The sequence below is a fragment of the Oenococcus oeni genome (genome assembly GCF_020510245.1).
Classification (GTDB): domain Bacteria; phylum Bacillota; class Bacilli; order Lactobacillales; family Lactobacillaceae; genus Oenococcus; species Oenococcus oeni.
This window is the reverse complement of sequence record NZ_CP084701.1, coordinates 1,242,363-1,259,920: the sequence shown is the minus strand read 5'-3', so window position 1 is coordinate 1,259,920 and position 17,558 is coordinate 1,242,363. Positions and strand designations below refer to the sequence as shown.

At 37.4% G+C, this 17,558-nt stretch carries 14 protein-coding genes, 3 pseudogenes and 1 riboswitch; of the genes and pseudogenes, 9 read left to right on the top strand and 8 right to left on the bottom strand.

Translation table 11 applies throughout. The annotated features are described in order from the left end of the window. Positions 1-94 precede the first annotated feature (94 nt). The 6 genes and pseudogenes from J3U91_RS06640 to J3U91_RS06615 form a co-directional block, all read right to left on the bottom strand. The gene (locus J3U91_RS06640) at positions 95-1,177 is read right to left on the bottom strand and encodes an alcohol dehydrogenase catalytic domain-containing protein (RefSeq protein ID WP_002817376.1); all 1,083 of its coding nucleotides are present in this window, start codon (positions 1,175-1,177) and stop codon (positions 95-97) included. Positions 1,178-1,304: 127 nt separating this feature from the next. After that, positions 1,305-2,092 (bottom strand): IS5 family transposase gene (locus J3U91_RS06635; protein WP_094515910.1). Its coding sequence is split into 2 segments (ribosomal slippage): positions 1,305-1,825 and positions 1,825-2,092, totalling 789 coding nucleotides; the frame shifts between segments, so codons are not numbered across the junction. A 350-nt stretch (positions 2,093-2,442) separates the two neighbouring features. Next, the gene (locus tag J3U91_RS06630; protein ID WP_002818618.1) at positions 2,443-3,099 is read right to left on the bottom strand and encodes an NAD(P)-dependent oxidoreductase; all 657 of its coding nucleotides are present in this window, start codon (positions 3,097-3,099) and stop codon (positions 2,443-2,445) included. A 136-nt stretch (positions 3,100-3,235) separates the two neighbouring features. Next, positions 3,236-3,982: an amino acid ABC transporter ATP-binding protein gene (locus J3U91_RS06625; protein ID WP_002818620.1), complete on the bottom strand. Its 747-nt coding sequence runs from the start codon at positions 3,980-3,982 to the stop codon at positions 3,236-3,238. Then, the gene (locus tag J3U91_RS06620; protein ID WP_226489927.1) at positions 3,979-5,586 is read right to left on the bottom strand and encodes an ABC transporter substrate-binding protein/permease; all 1,608 of its coding nucleotides are present in this window, start codon (positions 5,584-5,586) and stop codon (positions 3,979-3,981) included. Before J3U91_RS06620 ends, J3U91_RS06625 begins: the two co-directional genes overlap by 4 nt. 105 nt (positions 5,587-5,691) lie before the next feature. Next, positions 5,692-5,861: riboswitch (Lysine riboswitch) on the bottom strand. An 88-nt stretch (positions 5,862-5,949) separates the two neighbouring features. Further along, a pseudogene (locus tag J3U91_RS06615) lies at positions 5,950-6,909 on the bottom strand (ketopantoate reductase family protein). A 206-nt stretch (positions 6,910-7,115) separates the two neighbouring features. Here J3U91_RS06615 and J3U91_RS06610 point away from each other — a divergent pair. Continuing rightward, positions 7,116-8,012, top strand: a complete 897-nt coding sequence (locus tag J3U91_RS06610) for a YczE/YyaS/YitT family protein (RefSeq protein ID WP_071444257.1) — start codon at positions 7,116-7,118, stop codon at positions 8,010-8,012. Between the two features lie 2 nt (positions 8,013-8,014). Here the strand turns inward: J3U91_RS06610 and J3U91_RS06605 are convergent, their stop codons facing one another. Further along, complete coding sequence (locus J3U91_RS06605) at positions 8,015-9,112, bottom strand: helix-turn-helix domain-containing protein (RefSeq protein WP_002817371.1); 1,098 nt, start codon at positions 9,110-9,112, stop codon at positions 8,015-8,017. Between the two features lie 179 nt (positions 9,113-9,291). Here J3U91_RS06605 and J3U91_RS06600 point away from each other — a divergent pair, with 179 nt between their 5' ends. The 3 genes from J3U91_RS06600 (at position 9,292) to J3U91_RS06590 (ending at position 12,258) form a co-directional block, all read left to right on the top strand. Next, positions 9,292-10,029 (top strand): nitroreductase family protein, encoded by a 738-nt coding sequence (locus tag J3U91_RS06600; RefSeq protein WP_002817368.1) that lies wholly within the window; start codon positions 9,292-9,294, stop codon positions 10,027-10,029. Positions 10,030-10,177: 148 nt separating this feature from the next. Continuing rightward, positions 10,178-11,173: a YeiH family protein gene (locus J3U91_RS06595; protein WP_002818628.1), complete on the top strand. Its 996-nt coding sequence runs from the start codon at positions 10,178-10,180 to the stop codon at positions 11,171-11,173. Between the two features lie 236 nt (positions 11,174-11,409). Then, entirely contained in the window at positions 11,410-12,258 is an 849-nt protein-coding gene (locus J3U91_RS06590; protein ID WP_002818630.1) for an oxidoreductase, read from the top strand. Positions 12,259-12,370: 112 nt separating this feature from the next. On the opposite strand, the gene J3U91_RS06585 is transcribed toward J3U91_RS06590, so the two are convergent. Beyond that, positions 12,371-12,952 carry a TetR/AcrR family transcriptional regulator gene (locus J3U91_RS06585; RefSeq protein ID WP_002818632.1) on the bottom strand — a complete coding sequence of 194 codons (582 nt, stop codon included), beginning with the start codon at positions 12,950-12,952 and terminating at the stop codon, positions 12,371-12,373. Between the two features lie 161 nt (positions 12,953-13,113). Between J3U91_RS06585 and J3U91_RS06580 the strand changes: the two genes are divergently transcribed. The 5 genes and pseudogenes from J3U91_RS06580 to J3U91_RS06560 all read left to right on the top strand — a co-directional run bounded on the left by J3U91_RS06580 (position 13,114) and on the right by J3U91_RS06560 (position 17,557). Further along, positions 13,114-14,778: a DHA2 family efflux MFS transporter permease subunit gene (locus tag J3U91_RS06580; RefSeq protein ID WP_002820606.1), complete on the top strand. Its 1,665-nt coding sequence runs from the start codon at positions 13,114-13,116 to the stop codon at positions 14,776-14,778. Next, positions 14,772-14,957: a hypothetical protein gene (locus J3U91_RS06575; protein ID WP_002818635.1), complete on the top strand. Its 186-nt coding sequence runs from the start codon at positions 14,772-14,774 to the stop codon at positions 14,955-14,957. The genes J3U91_RS06580 and J3U91_RS06575 overlap by 7 nt, the downstream gene beginning before the upstream one ends. Before the next feature lie 34 nt (positions 14,958-14,991). Next, positions 14,992-15,441: an ABC transporter permease gene (locus J3U91_RS06570; RefSeq protein ID WP_002818637.1), complete on the top strand. Its 450-nt coding sequence runs from the start codon at positions 14,992-14,994 to the stop codon at positions 15,439-15,441. Next, positions 15,441-16,050: pseudogene (locus tag J3U91_RS06565) on the top strand (response regulator transcription factor). Before J3U91_RS06570 ends, J3U91_RS06565 begins: the two are co-directional and overlap by 1 nt. A 383-nt stretch (positions 16,051-16,433) precedes the next feature. Continuing rightward, positions 16,434-17,557, top strand: a pseudogene (locus J3U91_RS06560) (5-methyltetrahydropteroyltriglutamate--homocysteine S-methyltransferase). Position 17,558 lies beyond the last annotated feature (1 nt).

Here is a 17,558-nt window from a genome sequence, read left to right as displayed (position 1 = left end):
TGGAGAACCGCCTCAAATGATAAATTTATTCTTCAACACCAGTTGACGTAGAGCCATAATTGTAGGGCACTTGGGTTGAGAAAACTGATGTTAACTAAGAATGCAAACGAACTAAAATCTTTGCTTGTTTTTTATCCTTTTCTAAGGATTCAATTCCTTCTGAAACTAATTCATTTAATTCAATCTTTTTTGTAATGACACGTTTGAATAGTGACCGATAGGTATCTATAATCTTAATTACTCGATCGAAGATATTGGCATATCCATAAGATGTTAATAAACTACCACCCTTTTTAAGAAGAGCTCTAACATCTACAACTGGTGGATGTTGAAATAATGCAATCACGGTAACCTTGCCACCGTTTTTAAGAGCCTGAATGGCACCAGTAAGTGTGGGTTGTACACCGGCACAATCAAATGCAACATCTACTCCCTGATTTTCCGTGATAGTGCTGATAGCGTGAGCTAATGACTTTTGGCTATCAGCACGTATTGGGTATTGAACCCCTAATTCATTTGCTAAATCCAAACGTTCCTCTGACATGTCATTTATTATGACGTGATGGGCACCAGAAATTTGTGCTATTAAGGCCGTGAACAATCCAATTGGACCAGCACCCTGAATTAAGACATCATCTCCAGGAGACACTCGGCTTGCCATAACTGCTTGTGCAGCAACTGAAACTGGCTCAACTAAAGCCCCTAAATCAAGCGGAAAGTTAGTTGGCAAGAGATGTGCAAAGGTACTTTTTACATTGCACTTTTCAGCTAAACCACCGTTAGCCGAAAATCCTAAGAATCCTGCTGATTGATCACTACCTATAGCATGCTCACACCAATTATAATGACCAGAAAGACATTCCGGACATTTTCCACAAGCAATCATTGGCTCGACTGCAACTTTATCTCCAATTCTTAATTTAGATACTTGTTTTCCAATTTTAGAAATCGTCCCAGAGAATTCATGACCAGGAATTAGCGGAGCCTGCATATGGGTTAGCGGATGAGGCATTGTCGCCAAATCCATACCCTCTAAATATTCATGAATATCACTACCACAAATACCATTAAATGCAACCTCAATTTGAACTTCATCTGGTGCCGGATCAGGAATATTTCTTTTTTCAAAGCGGATATCCTTAGGACCGTAAATAACAGCTGCTTTCACCATAGTCATAGTGCTTCGCTTCCCTCATGTTTAATATAGCACAATCACATCTAAAATAGTGAATAGATTTCAGTAATGAAGTTACCATCTTGACTTAACAAAAACTTGGTAACTGATTATATGGGTAAGAACCTGTCTAGTATCTTTTAAGAACTATCTTCAGGAAGGCCAATACAACCATTTGAAGACTGCTGTTAAGGGCACGTTCACAGTTTTTCCAAAGTCGCCGACATTTGTCTAGCCAACTCCATGAACGTTCAACGATCCATCGTTGCGGTAACACCGTGAACATATGCAACTCGTTGCGTTTAGCTACCGTCGTCTTAGCATTCAAAATGAGCTTCACCTGATCCGCAAAGTCATTGCCAGTGTAGCCACCATCAACCATGACATGCTGAACCAGCTCTAAATTTTGGCTAGCCAAACTAAACATAGCCAATGCACCTGAACGATCTGATACATTAGCTCGTGTCACGAGAATGGCTTGTGGTAAACCATTAATATCAACCGCCATATGACGCTTAATCCCTGAAATCTTTTTGCCGCCATCGTAGCCACTATTTTTCGTTAAATCAGTGGTTTTAACACTTTGAGCATCAACAATCACAAACGACGTTCGGGCCGATCGGCCCTGTGCAAAGCGATAGGAAGCAACAGTTTTTTTAAAAGCCTTTCTAATAGCGAATCAGCTGTCGGGTCTGGTTTATCTCGCCACATATCGTAATAGCGGTAGACAGTGTGCCATTCCGGGAAATCGTGCGGTAATTCACGCCATTGACACCCTGTAGTAAGCGAGTAAAGGATGGCATTGAATACGTCATAAAGATCATAACGACGCGGTCTTGTATGCTTGCGGAAGTTTTCTAAATCAGGTTGTATTAACGCAAATTGCGCTCGAGAAATATTGCTTGGATAATCTGGCATGACAAACTCCTCAGTCGGTTTTCCACAATTCTACCAGATTCAGCAGATACTAGACAGGTTCTTAAATAGACTGTGTCCATTAAATCTCTCCATAGAAATAAAATTAAGAGTCTTAAAAAGTAAAAAACTCTTTCTGATTAATCATCGAACTTTTAAAGAAAAATGTCAGGATATTTCTATAGAAAAGAGAAAGAAAATATCAATTAAAATGGTCTTTCTAAAAGATGGATGAACAATGAAGATGGAAAATCTTTTTAAGAGTACATATTCCGATCCCACAAATAATTAACTGAATTTTGACCGCTTTAAAAAATGGCGTATAATTCCGAGATTAAAATAATGATCTTTATTTAGTTAATTCCATCTGCAACCGTAAAACGCACTTGTCTGTGCACTGGTTTTTCAATTTCATCCAAAACTGCTTGCACCATTGTCCCAGAAGATGTTTCTGATTTTCCATTTTCGTTAAACAATAAATCTTCTTTTCCTTTTAAAACAGATTTGGCTTTGCCAGCATGGAATGAAGCAGCCGGGGAAATGCCAACCCAATTGACGTTGTCGACCTCTTTTAAGAAATTAAATTCTTTCAATTGATTTTGGGGGACAGCGATAAAAGATTTGTTTTTTGGATCTTTTTCCATATCTTTAACTAGCAAATGATGGTCAGTTCCGGTGTGAAGACTGCCGGCACCTAGGATAAATACTAGTCTTGGAGTTTCTGTTTCTCTAAAGAAGGAAATTAATTTTGCTGCCAGATCAACATGCAGGTAGGCTTTTTCTGGACGAACAGAAAAGGCGTTTACGATTACGTCGACCGATGATAATTCTTCTTTGCTCAACTGGAAGACATCCTTAACCAATAGTTTGATTCCTGGATTCATTTTTCTTAATTCTTTCAATCTGTCTTCCGAACGAGCGAGGGCAATTACTTTATGTCCTCGGTTACTTGCGGCTTGGACAATTTCCGAACCGGCCATTCCAGTTGCGCCGATGATTAAAATTTTCATCGTATTGATCTCACTTTCTTTTAATTTAAAATTTATTCTTACTTACATTAGTATAGTCGCTTTATTTTTCATCTTTTTTGCTCTGTTTTTAATTAAAAACAGTTCCTAAAAGGAACTGTTAATAATAAATCAAGTTTTAAATTCGATTAAGGTATCGTTTTAAAAACTCTTGGGTTCTTGGATTTTCCGGTTCACCAAAAATCTTTTCGGCGGTCCCTTTTTCGGCAATCACTCCGTTATCCATGAAAACGACATGGTCCGATACATCTCGCGCGAAACCCATTTCATGCGTTACAAGAATCATTGTTAATCCTGTATGAGCCAGATCCTTCATGATATCAAGTATTCCATCAACCATTTCCGGATCCAACGCACTAGTTGGTTCATCGAAAAGAATTAAGTCGGGCGACATTGCCAAAGAACGGGCAATTGCGACTCTTTGTTTTTGACCGCCAGATAATTGTGCTGGTTTTGCTTTAACATATGGGGCCATTCCAACACGCTCAAGTTGTTTTAAGGCCGCTTTTTTTGCCGAATCCCTGTCTTTTTTTAAAACCGTTGTCTGAGCAACAATGCAATTATCTAAAACATTTAGATTATTGAATAAATTGAATTGTTGAAAAACCATCCCAACCTTAGCTCGATACTGAATTCGGTCGAAGTTAGGATCGAGAATATTCTGTTGCTGATAAATTATTTGCCCACTAGTTGGCTCTTCTAAAAGATTCAAACAGCGCAGTAACGTTGATTTACCGGATCCTGAGGAACCGATAATTGTTAAAACTTCGCCATTTTCGATGTCTAGATCTATATCTTTTAAGACCTCGTGTTGACCAAAAGATTTTTTTAAATGATTAATTTTTAGGATATAATCTTTTTTCATTCTTCTTTTTCACTTCCTATTTTTGGTGTGTCAACTTGAAATTCGTTGGTCATTAAATCATAGTTTTTCGGTCCGTCAAGATGTTTTTCAATCATGCGGAAGATTCGTGTAATTGTGAAAGTCAATACTAAATAGATCAGTGAAATTGTGAGATAAGTGTGGAAGAATTGGAAATTTTGCCCGGCAATTGTCGATCCGGTGAAAAATAATTCGGAAACGGAAATTATACTGAGCACAGAAGTGTCTTTGATATTGACGATGAATTCATTTGTTACCGCGGGAATACTATTGCGAACTGCCTGTGGCAAAACAATTTTCTCCATTTGTTGGAAATGGGTCATTCCCAAAGCACTGGCTGCTTCGAACTGCCCTTGATCAATAGAAATTATTCCACCACGGATAATTTCGGCCAGATAGGCACCGGTATTGATTGAAACGATAATCAAAGCGGAAGTCGTTCTATCCAAATTAATATTAAAGGCCTGAGCGGCTCCATAATAAAAGACTGCGGCTTTGACAATCATTGGCGTTCCTCGGAAAATTTCAATATAAACCGATAAAAGCCAATTAACAAAGTTAATCAGATACCGTCTCGGTCTTTTTTTGGCTTTGGGAATCGTTCTAACAATCCCGATTAATAGGCCGATAATAAAGCCGACAACCGTTCCGACGATTGATAGTAGTAGTGTCATTCCAATACCACGAAGCAACATGTTTCCGTATTGTTTCCAAATATTAATAAACCAATTTCCTTGGGTTGTTGCCTGCGGTTGATTCAAAACGGCATCATGCATTAATTTAGTTCGAGTCTTAAGTGAAATACCACTCAAAATTTGATTAATCTTAGTTTCGTTTGGATCATTTTTTCTTAAGCCAATTGCTTCTTGAGATTCAGTTGAATTGAGTTTAAAACCTTTTTTTCCTGATAACTCAACATAAGTTGCGTTTGGATCGGCAACGGCCATGCTCAAACCTTCGGGAAGTTCGGCGACATACCCGTCGATTGTCTTCGATTCCAAGGCAACGCGCATTGAGGCAAAATCCTTCATTGCCGGTTCTTTGATGACACCTTTGATCTGCTTGATCAAACTATATTGGACAGTGCTCAGTTGAGCCGTTAGTTTAGCACCCTTGAAGTCACTTAAAGTTTTAGCTTTAGCGTATTTGCTGTTTTTATTGACAACGATAATCTGTTTGGAATTGTAGTAGGGTTTGGTGAAATCAATTGTTTTTTCTCTTTCAGGCGTAGGGGTCATCCCGGCAATGATTGCATCAATTTTTTTAGAAGTTAAAGCCGGCAAAAGTCCGTCCCACTCGGTTTTGACAACCACAACTCTTTTTCCTAGTTTTTTGGCAATTTTTTTGGCTATTTGAACATCGTAGCCATTTGCATAAAGGTTTGACCCTTGGATTGGGACAGCACCATGCTTTTTATTTTGTTGAGTCCAATTAAACGGTGGGTAGTTTGCCTCCATCCCGACTAAAAAGACTTTATCGTCTTTTTTTGCGGCCGCTGCTTTCTCGGTTGGAAACACCGAAAAAATAAGCAATATGCCAGCCAAAATACTTATTGAAAGCATCAATAGATATTTTCTTAAATGCATCTTTCTCTCCTCCAAATTCAATCCAACCAAATAAAAAACCTCCATTAATCGTTAACAGAGATTAATAGAGGTAAAAAGGCAATTTAAGTAAAGAAGATAAAATTCCCAATTAATAGCACTCCCCGGATTGACCGAGACAGTCCATGCGGTTTTTCCACATGTCCCAACAAAGATTATATGCATTTATAATCTCGTTTCGGCGATAACCCTTAGGACTGCTTCATCGTGAATACACACTCAGCAGTTTTTGTGATGATCGCGCCTCTATTTTATTGCGGTTATTAGATTTCGAAAAAAGTATATTATTCATTCGTTAACAAGTCAAATTCAAACTGAATTTCGAAAGTTGAATACCTATAAAAATTATTTTTTAAACTGACGCATTGCTTCTGCCAAATGCACCATATTTTGAACAATTCGTTGATTTTTGGCTTCGGTTCCTTCTCGATCAGCTAAATCAGCGATCCAACCGTTGATATAGTCGACCTCGGTTTTCCGTCCATTTGAAAAATCCTGATACATGGAAGGGTAGTGCAATGGATTGGCAATTTTTGAAACTTATTCAACTTGTGCTACCATTTCGTCCCGCGATTCAAGTAATTTGTAACCGGCTGCCTCGGCAGCATCATAAGCTTCGTCGATTAATGGACGAGCAATACCTTCCAGGAAATTATCATAAGAAAGCAGTTCTCCCATGCGCAATTGAAACATTGTTACGATTGAATTTTCAACCGAATTGAAGAAGACCTTCGTTAACAAGGTTCCCATAAAATTTTCTGTTATTTTTGGATTCAAATTTGCAGCCTGAAAATCTTTTTTAATTTTTTGAATCGTTTCTGAATCCTTTTCGGTTAAATTGGCGTATACCGATGTTCCGGCACCCTCAGCACCCATGAAATCAACATCTCCATAATCGTTTAGAACAGTTGCGATCATTGCGGTTCCGCCAATGATCCGATCATCGGAAAAATATTGCTGTAGTTTTTCGATATGCCCCATTCCATTCATTGCCGCAAGTGCCGTTTGATGTGTTTTAATTTTCGGAGCTAAGCGCTCGAGTGCATTCTGAAGTTGCATTTGTTTCATAAAGAAAATCCAAACATCGGGATTTCCTTGGTATTCCTCAGGTGAATAAACTCTAGTTTTGACTAAATGGCGGTTTTTGTGATCACGACTCTTCCAAACTTGATCGCCTTGAGCGTGAATTTTTTCAAGGCTGGCTTCTGTCGGTTCAATATAATCAACTTCGACTCCGGCATTGTATTGTAACAAGATACCATAGCGAAGGCCCATCGCTCCTGCACCGACAACTGCGTATTTCATAATTATTAATCTCCTTTAATATAAATTTCACATAGTATACAACTATGGAATATTATTAACAAGGAAATTCTTGAGAATATTTTTTAATAATATAAATTCCAAAATTTTTCATAAATAAGTTGCTTAAATCTTAAAATTTGGTTATTTAACATTTTTCTTGTAAAATAAATACTTTATTAGAAATGTTTTATAAACGTTTATTAAATATGAAAAAAACAAATTATCTTGAAATCTTCTTAAAAGTTGTTCTTTCTTTTATCGGTATTGCAATTCTTTCCGCTGGCGCAAGCTTCTGTCGTATTAGTGGTTTTGGTCTTGACCCATTTACATCGGTAAATTTGGGTATTGCAAATCATCTGGGAATTTCTTTAGGCACTTATCAGCTAACGATTAATTTCGTTATTTTGATTTTTGTCTTTTGGCTCGATAAGGGAAAAATTGGAATTGGAACAGTTTTAAATATGGTTGGCGTCGGATTTTTGATTGATATATTTACAAAACTGTTTATCAATCTCTGGGGAAAAGAAAGCAGCACCTGGATGAGTCTTGGTTATTTGATTATTGGTTTGATCCTCTTCACGCTTGGCAGTTCTTTATATATGTCGACCGATATGGGTGTTGCTCCTTATGACGCAATTGCACCGATTGCTACTAAAATTACTCATTTGAAATATAAAGTCTGTCGTGTAACTCAAGATATTTCTTTTATAATTGTTGGCTTCTTTGTTGGTGGCTCGGTTGGCTTGGCATCGATCATTATTGCATTTTTCACTGGTCCTCTAATTGTTTTTTGGAATCAGAAAATTAGTTTTCCGATTAATCATGCAATTTCGGAATTTGCTCGGCAGCCTTCGGGCAAAATAGTTTCTCATGGTTTCATCAATATTGCTCAGTTCACTTATCGCCTTGTTGCTCGCGGTTATGATCAAACAATTCAAATGCAGCAGCAGCTTTCCAAATACTCGAATGCAGAAATCGAAACTAAAAAGAAAGACGCTCACCATACGATTGAAAATAGTAGGAATCTTTTGTCAAATGCCGAGAAACAATTGAGCATGTTGAAAAAAGAGGAGCTCAAAAGAGGCAAGAGCAATGAACGATAATTTTAAATTGTATTATTGTTCTTTCTTTGGAAATTTTTTGGCGTGAAGCCGGTTATTTGTCTAAAAGTTTGCACAAAGTAGCTTTTGCTGCTGAATGATAAAAATTTAGAAATATCCTCTAGATTTAATATATTTGCCCGCAAAAGCTCTTTTGCTTTGCAAATTTTTTTGTTACGAATGTATTGGTTGATTGTGATCGAATATTTTGCTTCGAAAGCTTTGTTTAAAGTTTGTTTTGGAGTATTTAAAGCAGAAGAAATCCCACTTAAAGTTATTTTTTCACGAATATGATTCTGAATATAGTTGCTGGTTCTTTCCGAGATTGAGGAAACAGCTTTTTTTCGATGGTCCAGGAGCTGATTATAGAAAATCCAAACGATTTCTTGGATTACCTCTGTGAATAACGGCAGCGTCGGCCTGAGCTCGATCGCCTGGATTAGAGAATCTTCCAATTCATAAGCTTCTTTGGCTGGTAGCCCGGACATAACGACTGTTTGCGTTAGTGATGCGATAAAACTGATTAATGTATCTTTTTCGCCACGGATTAAGTTATTGTTTGCAAAGATTTCGCCAATAATTTGAACGTGAGTGAGTCCTCTAAGAGCTTCTTTGACGGACTTTCGATCAAGTTTTGAAATCGAATCCAGGATCAATGATTCGTTTTTAAAAAGTAATTCTGGCGAAATGACCGTCTTTTGGCTTGTTTGCCTGCCTATTGATGAATTTTGTTCAGTATTTTTGAAGGTTATAAAAGAATACGGACAATCCTGACCGGTATATAATTTGTAAACGAATTCACCGGTTTGGCGGACAGAGAGCAGGCTTTCAACTGAACTGAGATTGAAAGCTTTTATTTTTGAATTGTGCTTTATTTCGATGTAAATCAGAATATTTTTTGGGCAGGGAACTATCAAAGCATGTTCTGATTCGTGTTTGATTAGGGTGAAAGTATTCGTTTTCGCAAAAGCGAGTAACTTTATTATTAAAGCACGATTTCCATTGATATTATTTTTATTGACCAGATATAAATGATTGTTTTTCCATATGTAAATCTTTTGATTAATTATTTCTGAGAAAAGCTCCAAGTCTTTTACTTTCATTATCGAACCTCATAGGTTTCATTCTATCGGAGGATGGCCAATATTAAACATGTTCGAAACATGTTCGAAGATAGATAACCTCTTTTAATTTTATAAATTTTATTCTGTATTTTTTATTTTAAAGCTTTAGCATCTTTTAAAGTTTAAAATACTTATATTGAGTAAGTAAGGAGGAATTAATGAATGACCTTTTAAAAGTGATTCACAACCGTGCTTCGATTCGTAAATTTACCGGTGAACATATTCCGGAATCCGATATGGAACAGATTATGTCGGCAGCGCAGTCAGTGCCGAGTATTAATAATTATCAGCCAGTGACCTATGTTGAAATTACGGATCAATCAGTCAAAGATCAGGCCGCCGATTTGGTTAATATGCCCTATGTCGCCAGTTCGGATCGTTTTTTTGTGATTCTTGCCGATTATCATAAATTGCTGGTTGGTTTTGAAGGAAAAGAACGCGAAATAGCCCAAACTAATTTAAGTGCCTATAACATAGCCGAAGGGGCAGCTTTGTCTGCCGGCGTTTCGGCCTATGCGGCTATCATAGCAGCCGAATCTTTAGGCTACGGTGGTGTTACAATGGCCGGACCGGTTAGAGCCTTTCAAATTTATGAAAACTATTTGGATTTACCAGAAATGACTAAAGTTGTTTTCACATTGGCCTTGGGAGTTCCTGACGGACACCCGGGAGTTAAACCAAAACTGCCTTTGTCAACTTTTTGGCAAAAAGATTCTTATGATACGAATGTAATCGATCAAGGGATTGCTGATTATAACAAAACGATGCGTAGTTATTACGAGAGCAGAAATATCGATGAGAATTGGACGGAACATAACAAAAAAGCTTTAACGAAGGCTAAGGATACGACTGCTTTGACCGAATATGCCAAGAGAAAAGGTTTCAATCTAAAATAATTAGATCTTTTTTAAAAATCATCACTTTTGTTTTATGAGTGATGATTTTTATTTTTTATTTTTTTATTTATATTCTTAATAGTAAATATTAAAAACATTTATTTAACAAATTATTATTCCGTGATTAAATAGTATCATTGGGGTTTTGATGAAAATTAAAAAAAATATGATTAAAGGAATTCTTTTAACAACTATAGTGTCCTTTCTGGCAAAAATAGCGGCTGATTATCTGCCAAGTCTTGGCGGTGAAGCGATTGCGATGTTATTGGGGATTCTGATTGGAAACACGGTTTTCAAGGATGAAAAATGGATGCCCGGAATTAAATGGGCCGAAAAGTTCCCGATTGAAATCGGGATTGCTTTAATGGGACTCACGGTAACTTTACGAACCATCTCGTCTCTTAAAATTCAAGGAGTAATCTTCATCCTTTTTCAAATGATGGCTACGATTCTTTTCGTCCTTTGGGTTGGAAGACGTTTTATTAAGGTACCATCCGAATCTGCGATGCTGATGGCTAGTGGAAACGCTGTTTGTGGTTCAAGCGCGATCGCTGCTGTTGCTCCGGCAATCAGGGCAAGCGATGATCAACGCCGAACAGCGGTTGCAACTGTCTCTTTAAGTGGTGTCGTATTACTATTTCTTTTGCCTGTAATTGGTCCAAATATTTTTCATGGTAATAACTTGTTGATCGGTGCTTTAATCGGAGGAACTGTTCAATCAGTTGGCCAGGTGGTCGGAACCGCTTCTTTAGTAAATCAGGCAGTTGTTACCTATGCGACTTTGTTCAAAATGCTGAGAGTTATTCTTTTGTCTGTAGTTGTTTTTGTTTTTGCCCGTTTTGCTGATCGAACAAGGGCCGATGAAATTAAGACCGACAGTAAGAAAGTTGCAGTTCCTTGGTTTGTGATCGTTTTTATAATTTTTGTATTTATTAATTCTTTTTTTAATCTATCAAATACTGTTAACACGGGGGCTAAATCAATTGCTAATTTCTTTGGGATTGTTAATTTAGCCGGAATCGGTTTGAACCTTAAATGGCAAACGGTTAAAAATTCCGGACAAAAGTTTATGATTTACGGATTGGTTACAGTTTGTTTCCAAATTTTGTTTGCAGTTCTGATGATCAACGTTCTATTTGGATAAAATAAAAGAATCGGACAGGCAATGATTAAGTTTCCATTAAAGCAAATAAAGGAATTTCCAATTCCTAATTGTTCATAGAAGCGATAATAATTGTGTTTCTTACATATAATTAGTAAAATATCGACTGCCAAATTATTTTTTGTTCTTTTGAAATAGTCGTAACACTCAAATTGTAATAATTATCTTCATAAATCTCGAATATAATTTAGGTGCATACTTTAGAAAAGAGGCAGTTTATGTCGGAAAAAATATGGTTTGTTACTGGGACCAGTTCTGGCTTCGGTCAGGCATTGGTTAATGAATTAATCGCACAAAAACAAAAGATTGTTGCAACGGCCCGGCATCTTGATCAGATTGTTCACTGGCAAAAAGAATATAAAAATGTTTATACAACCAGTTTGGATGTGACTAATCATGATGATGTTGTTAGAGCAGTCAATGAAGCAATCAAGCATTTTGGAAAGATTGATATTCTAGTTAACAATGCCGGCTGGGGATATTTTGGTTCCGTAGAAGAATCAGATGAATCAACCGTTAGGGAAATGATGGATACAAATTTTTGGGGAGCTGCCGATGTGACACGTACGGTTTTACCATTTTTCCGTAAACAACGTTCTGGTCGGATTATCAATATAACTTCGGTTGGTGGACTAGTCAGCTCCCCGGCTTTTGGTTTTTATAATGCAAGCAAATTTGCCTTAGAAGGCTTGTCTTCTGCCTTGGCCAAAGAAGTCGCTCCTTTGGAGATCTATGTTACAAATATTGAACCCGGTCCTTACAGAACCAAATGGGCTGGCTCTTCACATAAAGCAGCTATTGAAACAATTGACGATTATCAAAAAACGGCTCATGCAAATGCTAATAATACCGAATCAATATCTGGAAAACAGGATGGATCTCCGGAATTAGCTGCCAAAGCCATTTTTAAATTGGCCAATATGACAGAACCACCATTCCATTTCTTAACCGGAATAAATGCTTATCAGCGCGGGACGGCACTTTATCAGGAAACTTTGACCGAATTTAAAAATAACGAAGCCGATAGTACTCATTTAAATTATGGGGATGAGGATTATTGGAAATAGTATTTAAGTTAAACTTTAAATTTACGCTCAATAGATATTGAGCGTTTTTTATTTGGCTGATTTTTTTCGGAACAAAATTATCTGTTAATTTATATTTGTTCTCCAGACTAATTTAATTTTTTTGTGGATTAAGACTGTCGGCCAACTGACGAGCAGCCAAAAGCATGAGATCTTTAATTTTTTCTGGTGCTTCAGGGCTATCTTGTCCCAGCCACAATCTTAGGATATTAGTGAAACCTCCCAACTGAAAAGCCATTACATAAGCAACTTGTTTGGGAGTTCCTTTAACATGCCAAGGAGCAGCAAATTGGTTGTAACGAGGAACTGCTTTTTTTTGCCAAATTTCATTCATATGATCGAAGAGACCCTGTTGAATCAATAAACGAATAATCGATCTTTGCTGCCACCAAAAATTCAAAAATATATCAAAAGTTGTATTAAGCATTGCTTCACCGATTTGTGGTTCCTGTTTCACTAGCTTTTGAAAATATTGATCAAATAATTGGTCGCACAAGTAATTAATAACCGCCTCTTTATTTTTAAAAGAATGATAGAAGGTTTTGCGAGAAAGTTCTGCCTTTTGAGCAATTTCAGTAATTGAAATATCCTGGTAATCTTTTGTCTTCATCAATTCAATTAGTGCTTCGCTTAACCATTGTTTAGATTGTTCAACCATTCGTTGCTTACCATTCATTCCGTTTCTCCCTGAAGATCAGTTACATATCATGGCAATCTGTATCACTTGTCAAGAAATGATTGTCTTTGCGATTAGCTTTGATTATACTAGAAAACGCATCAAAGGGTAACAAATGTATACAAAAGAAACATTTGTTACCGGAAAGAGGGGATTATTAAATGTCGCGTTTTGTTAAAGGCATCAGTTTTATTGGATTAACTATTGCCATGTTTATGGGAACATTGGATAGTACGATTGTTAACATTGCTTTGCCTAAAATTATGACGTATTTCAATGCGAGTCTTACCGATGCTAGCTGGGTGGCAACCATTTACACCTTGGCTTTAGCAGTCTTTATGATTACGGGATCTAAAATTGCTGACCGTTATGGACGCAAAAAAATTATGCTTTTGGGATTAGCATTATTTGGCGGTTTTTCAGCTGCCTGCATGCTGGCTAATTCGTTGACGGAATTGATTGTTTTTCGTTTTTTTCAAGGTTTAGGCGGTGCCATTATTACACCAATCGTTTTGCCAATGGGAATTGAAATTTTCGGCAAAGAAAAAATGTCCAAAGTTGCTAGTGTTGTGGGGGCAGTGACCGCTTTAGCGGCAGCCGGGGGTCCGCCAATCGGTGGAATAATTCTTGAATACGCTTCTTGGCGCTGGGTTTTTGGGATTAATGTGCCCTTAACAATCGTTTCATTCTTCATTGCTGCAGTTTGGATAAAAGAGTCTTATGACGAAACTTTGGCTGGTAAAATCGATTTACCCGGAACGTTACTTTTAACACTGAGTTTAGGCGGTCTGACTTTCGGTTTGCTGGAGGGTCGCCAGTACGGATGGAATTCCGGAATTATCTTAGGATCACTTGTTGTTGGCTTATTAGCTATTATTCTGTTTATTTTTGTGGAAACCAGGGTCAAAAATCCATTATTGGAATTAAAATTATTTCGTGAAAAAACTTTGACAGCTTCTAGTTTTGTTTATTTTTTAACTGGCTTTGCGTTGGTTAGTTCAACTCTTATACTGAATTACTTTTTACAGGATGTTTTGAACTATACAGCTCTGCACGCAGCATTGATCATTGTTCCGGTTTCCTTGACGATTATGGTAGCGATGCCGTTAGGGACTAAATTATTTGATCAGGTTGGGGCTGTGCCTGTCACTTTTATCGGTATATTAACAATGGCTATCAGCTTATTACTCTTATCTTTTATTAAAACAAATACTCCAAAAGATGTGATGGTTGTTTTTTTAATCATCAATGGAATTGGTTTTGGCTTTTCTTCAGTTTCTTTGGTAGCCTTTGTTAAACATCTTCCTAAAAATAAAAGTGGTATTGGATCAGGTATTGTTAATGCTGCTCGTCAGATTGGAACATGCTTAGGAATTGCTATTTTGGTAACAGTACTCAATAACAACGTTAATACTGCTAAACAGAATATCCACCAAAACGCAACTGGGATTATTAATCAAGAAAAATTGTCACCGCGCGTTAAAACTACGGCACGGCAGCAATTTAATAAAGTATTTGCAATTAGTGGCTCGACGAAGTTAACAAGCAAAAACAAAGAGGCGAATTTGAAGCGCGCTCTTAAAAGTGCTGCTAAATCAAAAAAAGATTTGCCCCAACCTAAAAGAGGGACTGATCTTTATCGGGCATATCAAGCTGAAAGCAAGCTAAATTCAGCAAATCAAATGATTGTAAAAAATAATCAAAAAATAGCAACCACTTTGGCTGTCCTTGGTAAAGAAAATGATGCCATGGCGAAAATAGCATCAGCTTCCAAACAATTGAGCGAAGGAAATCAAAGGGTTGAGCAAGGACAAAAAAGTTGCTAATTGCTGTTAAACAATTAGCTCAAAAAGATACTTTATTGACGGCTTTGAAAAAGATTAAGCATGAAAAAAATAAGCAGCTTGCTCAAGCCTTCAGCCATACTTATCTTTTAGCTGCTTTGTTGGTTTTATTGTTCTCTCCAATTGCTTTTTTTACTGATTATAAACAGATAAATGATTAATCACGTTCTGTTTAGTTTACGGGAATTTATTTTCATGTTGTTTTGGCTTTTGTTTGCCAGCCTGCCGATCGCTTTAGTCGGTCTGATGATTTCGATGATTTCTAATGAAAATAATCGAGAAGTTTTTTCAAATTTATTAGCTTTTCCCTTGATTATTGTGAGCGGACTGTGGTGGCCGCTTGACCAAATGCCGATCTTTCTGCGCTGGATTGGCCACTTTTCTCCGGTTTATGTGCTTAACATTGGTGGACAAAGGTTGTCTGATGGTGAAAATATAAAAATTATTTGTATAGTTAATTTGTTTATTTGGTTTTTTATTATTAATTGCAAAGGCATCGGTTTCGATAAAGGGAAAGCGCGTTCAACGGTTCACGGGCTAACTGGTATCAAAGAAAGATTAGCTGCTGTAGGTGGAAAATTTAAAATTAAGAGTGGTCGGAACGGAACCGTTGCAACAATTGAATTATTCGACCAGGGAGATTAATAATGCGGGTATTTATAGCAGAAAATCAAACTATGCTGAAAACGGCTCTAACCGGTATTTTGAATCTTGAAGATGATATTGAGGTGATTGACAGCGCCGAAGATGGCCGAACAGCCTTGACGAAAATTCGTAATTTGCAGCCGGATATTGCAATTTTGGATATCTAAATGCCGAAAATGTCCGGACTTGATGTTGCCGAGGAACTTTTTCGGGATAAAAAATCAATAAGTAAGATTGTTATTTTGACGACTTTTGCCAAAGCCGACTACTTTCAACGGGCGGTCAATGCAAAAGTCAGCGGTTATTTGTTAAAGGGATAGTCCAAGTGACGAATTGATATCAGATTTGTATAAAATTATTGCCGGACATTCTATTTATGCGCCGGAACTGGTAACTAGTTTGATTAATTTTAAAAAAAATCCCTTGAGTAAACAAGAAAAAGATATTTTAAGATTAGTTGAAAAAGGGCTTACTACAAAAAAGGTCGCTGGTTAATTATTTTCAAGTGAAGGTACTGTTAGAAATTATATGTCGACAATTTTAGATAAGTTGCATGCAGTTAATCGAATTACTGCAATCCAGATTGCAAAAAAGTACGATTGGATTTAGTCCTACCGAATGCAAAGACAATCTTTTTTAAATATTCCATTGACATTTTTTCTCATTCATGTAGCATAGTTACCAATAACTATTGCATTGAGAAGATAAGTAATCCGTTAATAGTTCTAAGAAAGCCAGCGTTGATGGGAGTTGGCAGCGAAATACGGATGAAAATGGTCTTTGAGCAACGAGGGTGTGAGTGGTTTACCGCAAGCATTTTCCGGGTGCGCCCGTTATCGCGTCAGACTATAATCTGAGGATCATTTTCCAATATGACGTAGTCGTTAAGTACATTAAAGGTGACTTTTTTGTAAAAAGCGAGTGGCAACACGAATTATCGTCCCGCAATCAGTCTATTCTGGTTGCGGGATTTTTTATTTGGAGGGGGAAAAATGACTTTAGTAAAAAATAAAATTGGTTTTCAACATGTTGGTTCTTTTTTAAGGCCTCAAGCAATTAAGGTTGCTAAGAAAAAATTTGCTGATGGCGAAATATCGTATGTGATTTGCACGCTGTCGAGGACAGTGAAATAAAGAAACTGGTTCAAAAAGAGGCACAAGCAGGTCTTGATTATGTTACTGATGGGGAACTGCGGCGCAGTTATTGGCATTTAGATTTTTTCTGGGGCTTTGGTGGAGTTAAGCACGTCCATTACGGAGAAGGATACCTGTTTGCACACGAGGAAACGCGCGACGATACAGCGATTTTAAATGGAAAACTTTCATTTGATGCCACTAAACATCCGTTTATCAATGACTTTAAGTTTTTAAAAGAAACTGCTGAAGAGAATGGCGCGCAGGCTAAAGTCACAATTCCTGCTCCGGCACAATTTTATGCGGAGTTGGTTCGTGGGTCCAATTCAAAAACTATTCGTGATTTTTACGGTACCGATGAAGAATTGTTTTCCGACATTATCAAGGTTTATCATCAGGCGATTTTGGCTTTCTACCAAGCCAGTGCTCGTTTGCTTCAAATCGATGACTGTACTTGGGGGATGCTTGTTGATAAAAAGTTCTGGCAGACAATGGTCGGTGCTGGTTTCGATCCAGAAAAGTTAAAAGATATTTATTTGGATTTGAATAATGGAGCTATTGCCGATTTACCATCCGATTTGACAGTTAATACTCATATTTGCCGTGGCAACTACCACTCGGATTGGGCAGCGCAGGGTGGCTATGATTCGGTGGCCGATAAGTTGTTTGGCAAAGAAAATGTTTCAACCTATTTTTTGGAATACGATTCTGAACGGGCTGGGGGCTTTGAACCGCTGGCGAAGGTTTCTGGAGATAAGAACGTTGTACTTGGATTAATTACAAGCAAATCACCGATCTTAGAAGATCGCCAGTTGATTATCAACCGTATCCATCAAGCCGAGAAGTACTTGCCGCTTGATCGTTTATGGCTTTCGACCCAATGTGGTTTTGCATCAACTGAAGAAGGAAATAAGTTGACCGAAGCCGATGAATGGAAAAAATTGGCACTGGTTAAATCAATCATCGAGGAAGTTTGGGGATAGA

What these genes read in the sequence shown, in the direction of transcription:
- J3U91_RS06640 (WP_002817376.1), bottom strand. Translation starts at nt 1,177, where the DNA reads ATGACTATGGTGAAAGCAGCTGTTATTTACGGTCCTAAGGATATCCGC.
- J3U91_RS06610 (WP_071444257.1), top strand. Translation starts at nt 7,116, where the DNA reads ATGAAAAAAACAAATTATCTTGAAATCTTCTTAAAAGTTGTTCTTTCT.
- J3U91_RS06580 (WP_002820606.1), top strand. Translation starts at nt 13,114, where the DNA reads ATGTCGCGTTTTGTTAAAGGCATCAGTTTTATTGGATTAACTATTGCC.
- J3U91_RS06600 (WP_002817368.1), top strand. Translation starts at nt 9,292, where the DNA reads ATGAATGACCTTTTAAAAGTGATTCACAACCGTGCTTCGATTCGTAAA.
- J3U91_RS06630 (WP_002818618.1), bottom strand. Translation starts at nt 3,099, where the DNA reads ATGAAAATTTTAATCATCGGCGCAACTGGAATGGCCGGTTCGGAAATT.
- J3U91_RS06625 (WP_002818620.1), bottom strand. Translation starts at nt 3,982, where the DNA reads ATGAAAAAAGATTATATCCTAAAAATTAATCATTTAAAAAAATCTTTT.
- J3U91_RS06590 (WP_002818630.1), top strand. Translation starts at nt 11,410, where the DNA reads ATGTCGGAAAAAATATGGTTTGTTACTGGGACCAGTTCTGGCTTCGGT.
- J3U91_RS06605 (WP_002817371.1), bottom strand. Translation starts at nt 9,112, where the DNA reads ATGAAAGTAAAAGACTTGGAGCTTTTCTCAGAAATAATTAATCAAAAG.
- J3U91_RS06620 (WP_226489927.1), bottom strand. Translation starts at nt 5,586, where the DNA reads ATGCATTTAAGAAAATATCTATTGATGCTTTCAATAAGTATTTTGGCT.
- J3U91_RS06595 (WP_002818628.1), top strand. Translation starts at nt 10,178, where the DNA reads ATGAAAATTAAAAAAAATATGATTAAAGGAATTCTTTTAACAACTATA.
- J3U91_RS06570 (WP_002818637.1), top strand. Translation starts at nt 14,992, where the DNA reads ATGTTGTTTTGGCTTTTGTTTGCCAGCCTGCCGATCGCTTTAGTCGGT.
- J3U91_RS06585 (WP_002818632.1), bottom strand. Translation starts at nt 12,952, where the DNA reads ATGAATGGTAAGCAACGAATGGTTGAACAATCTAAACAATGGTTAAGC.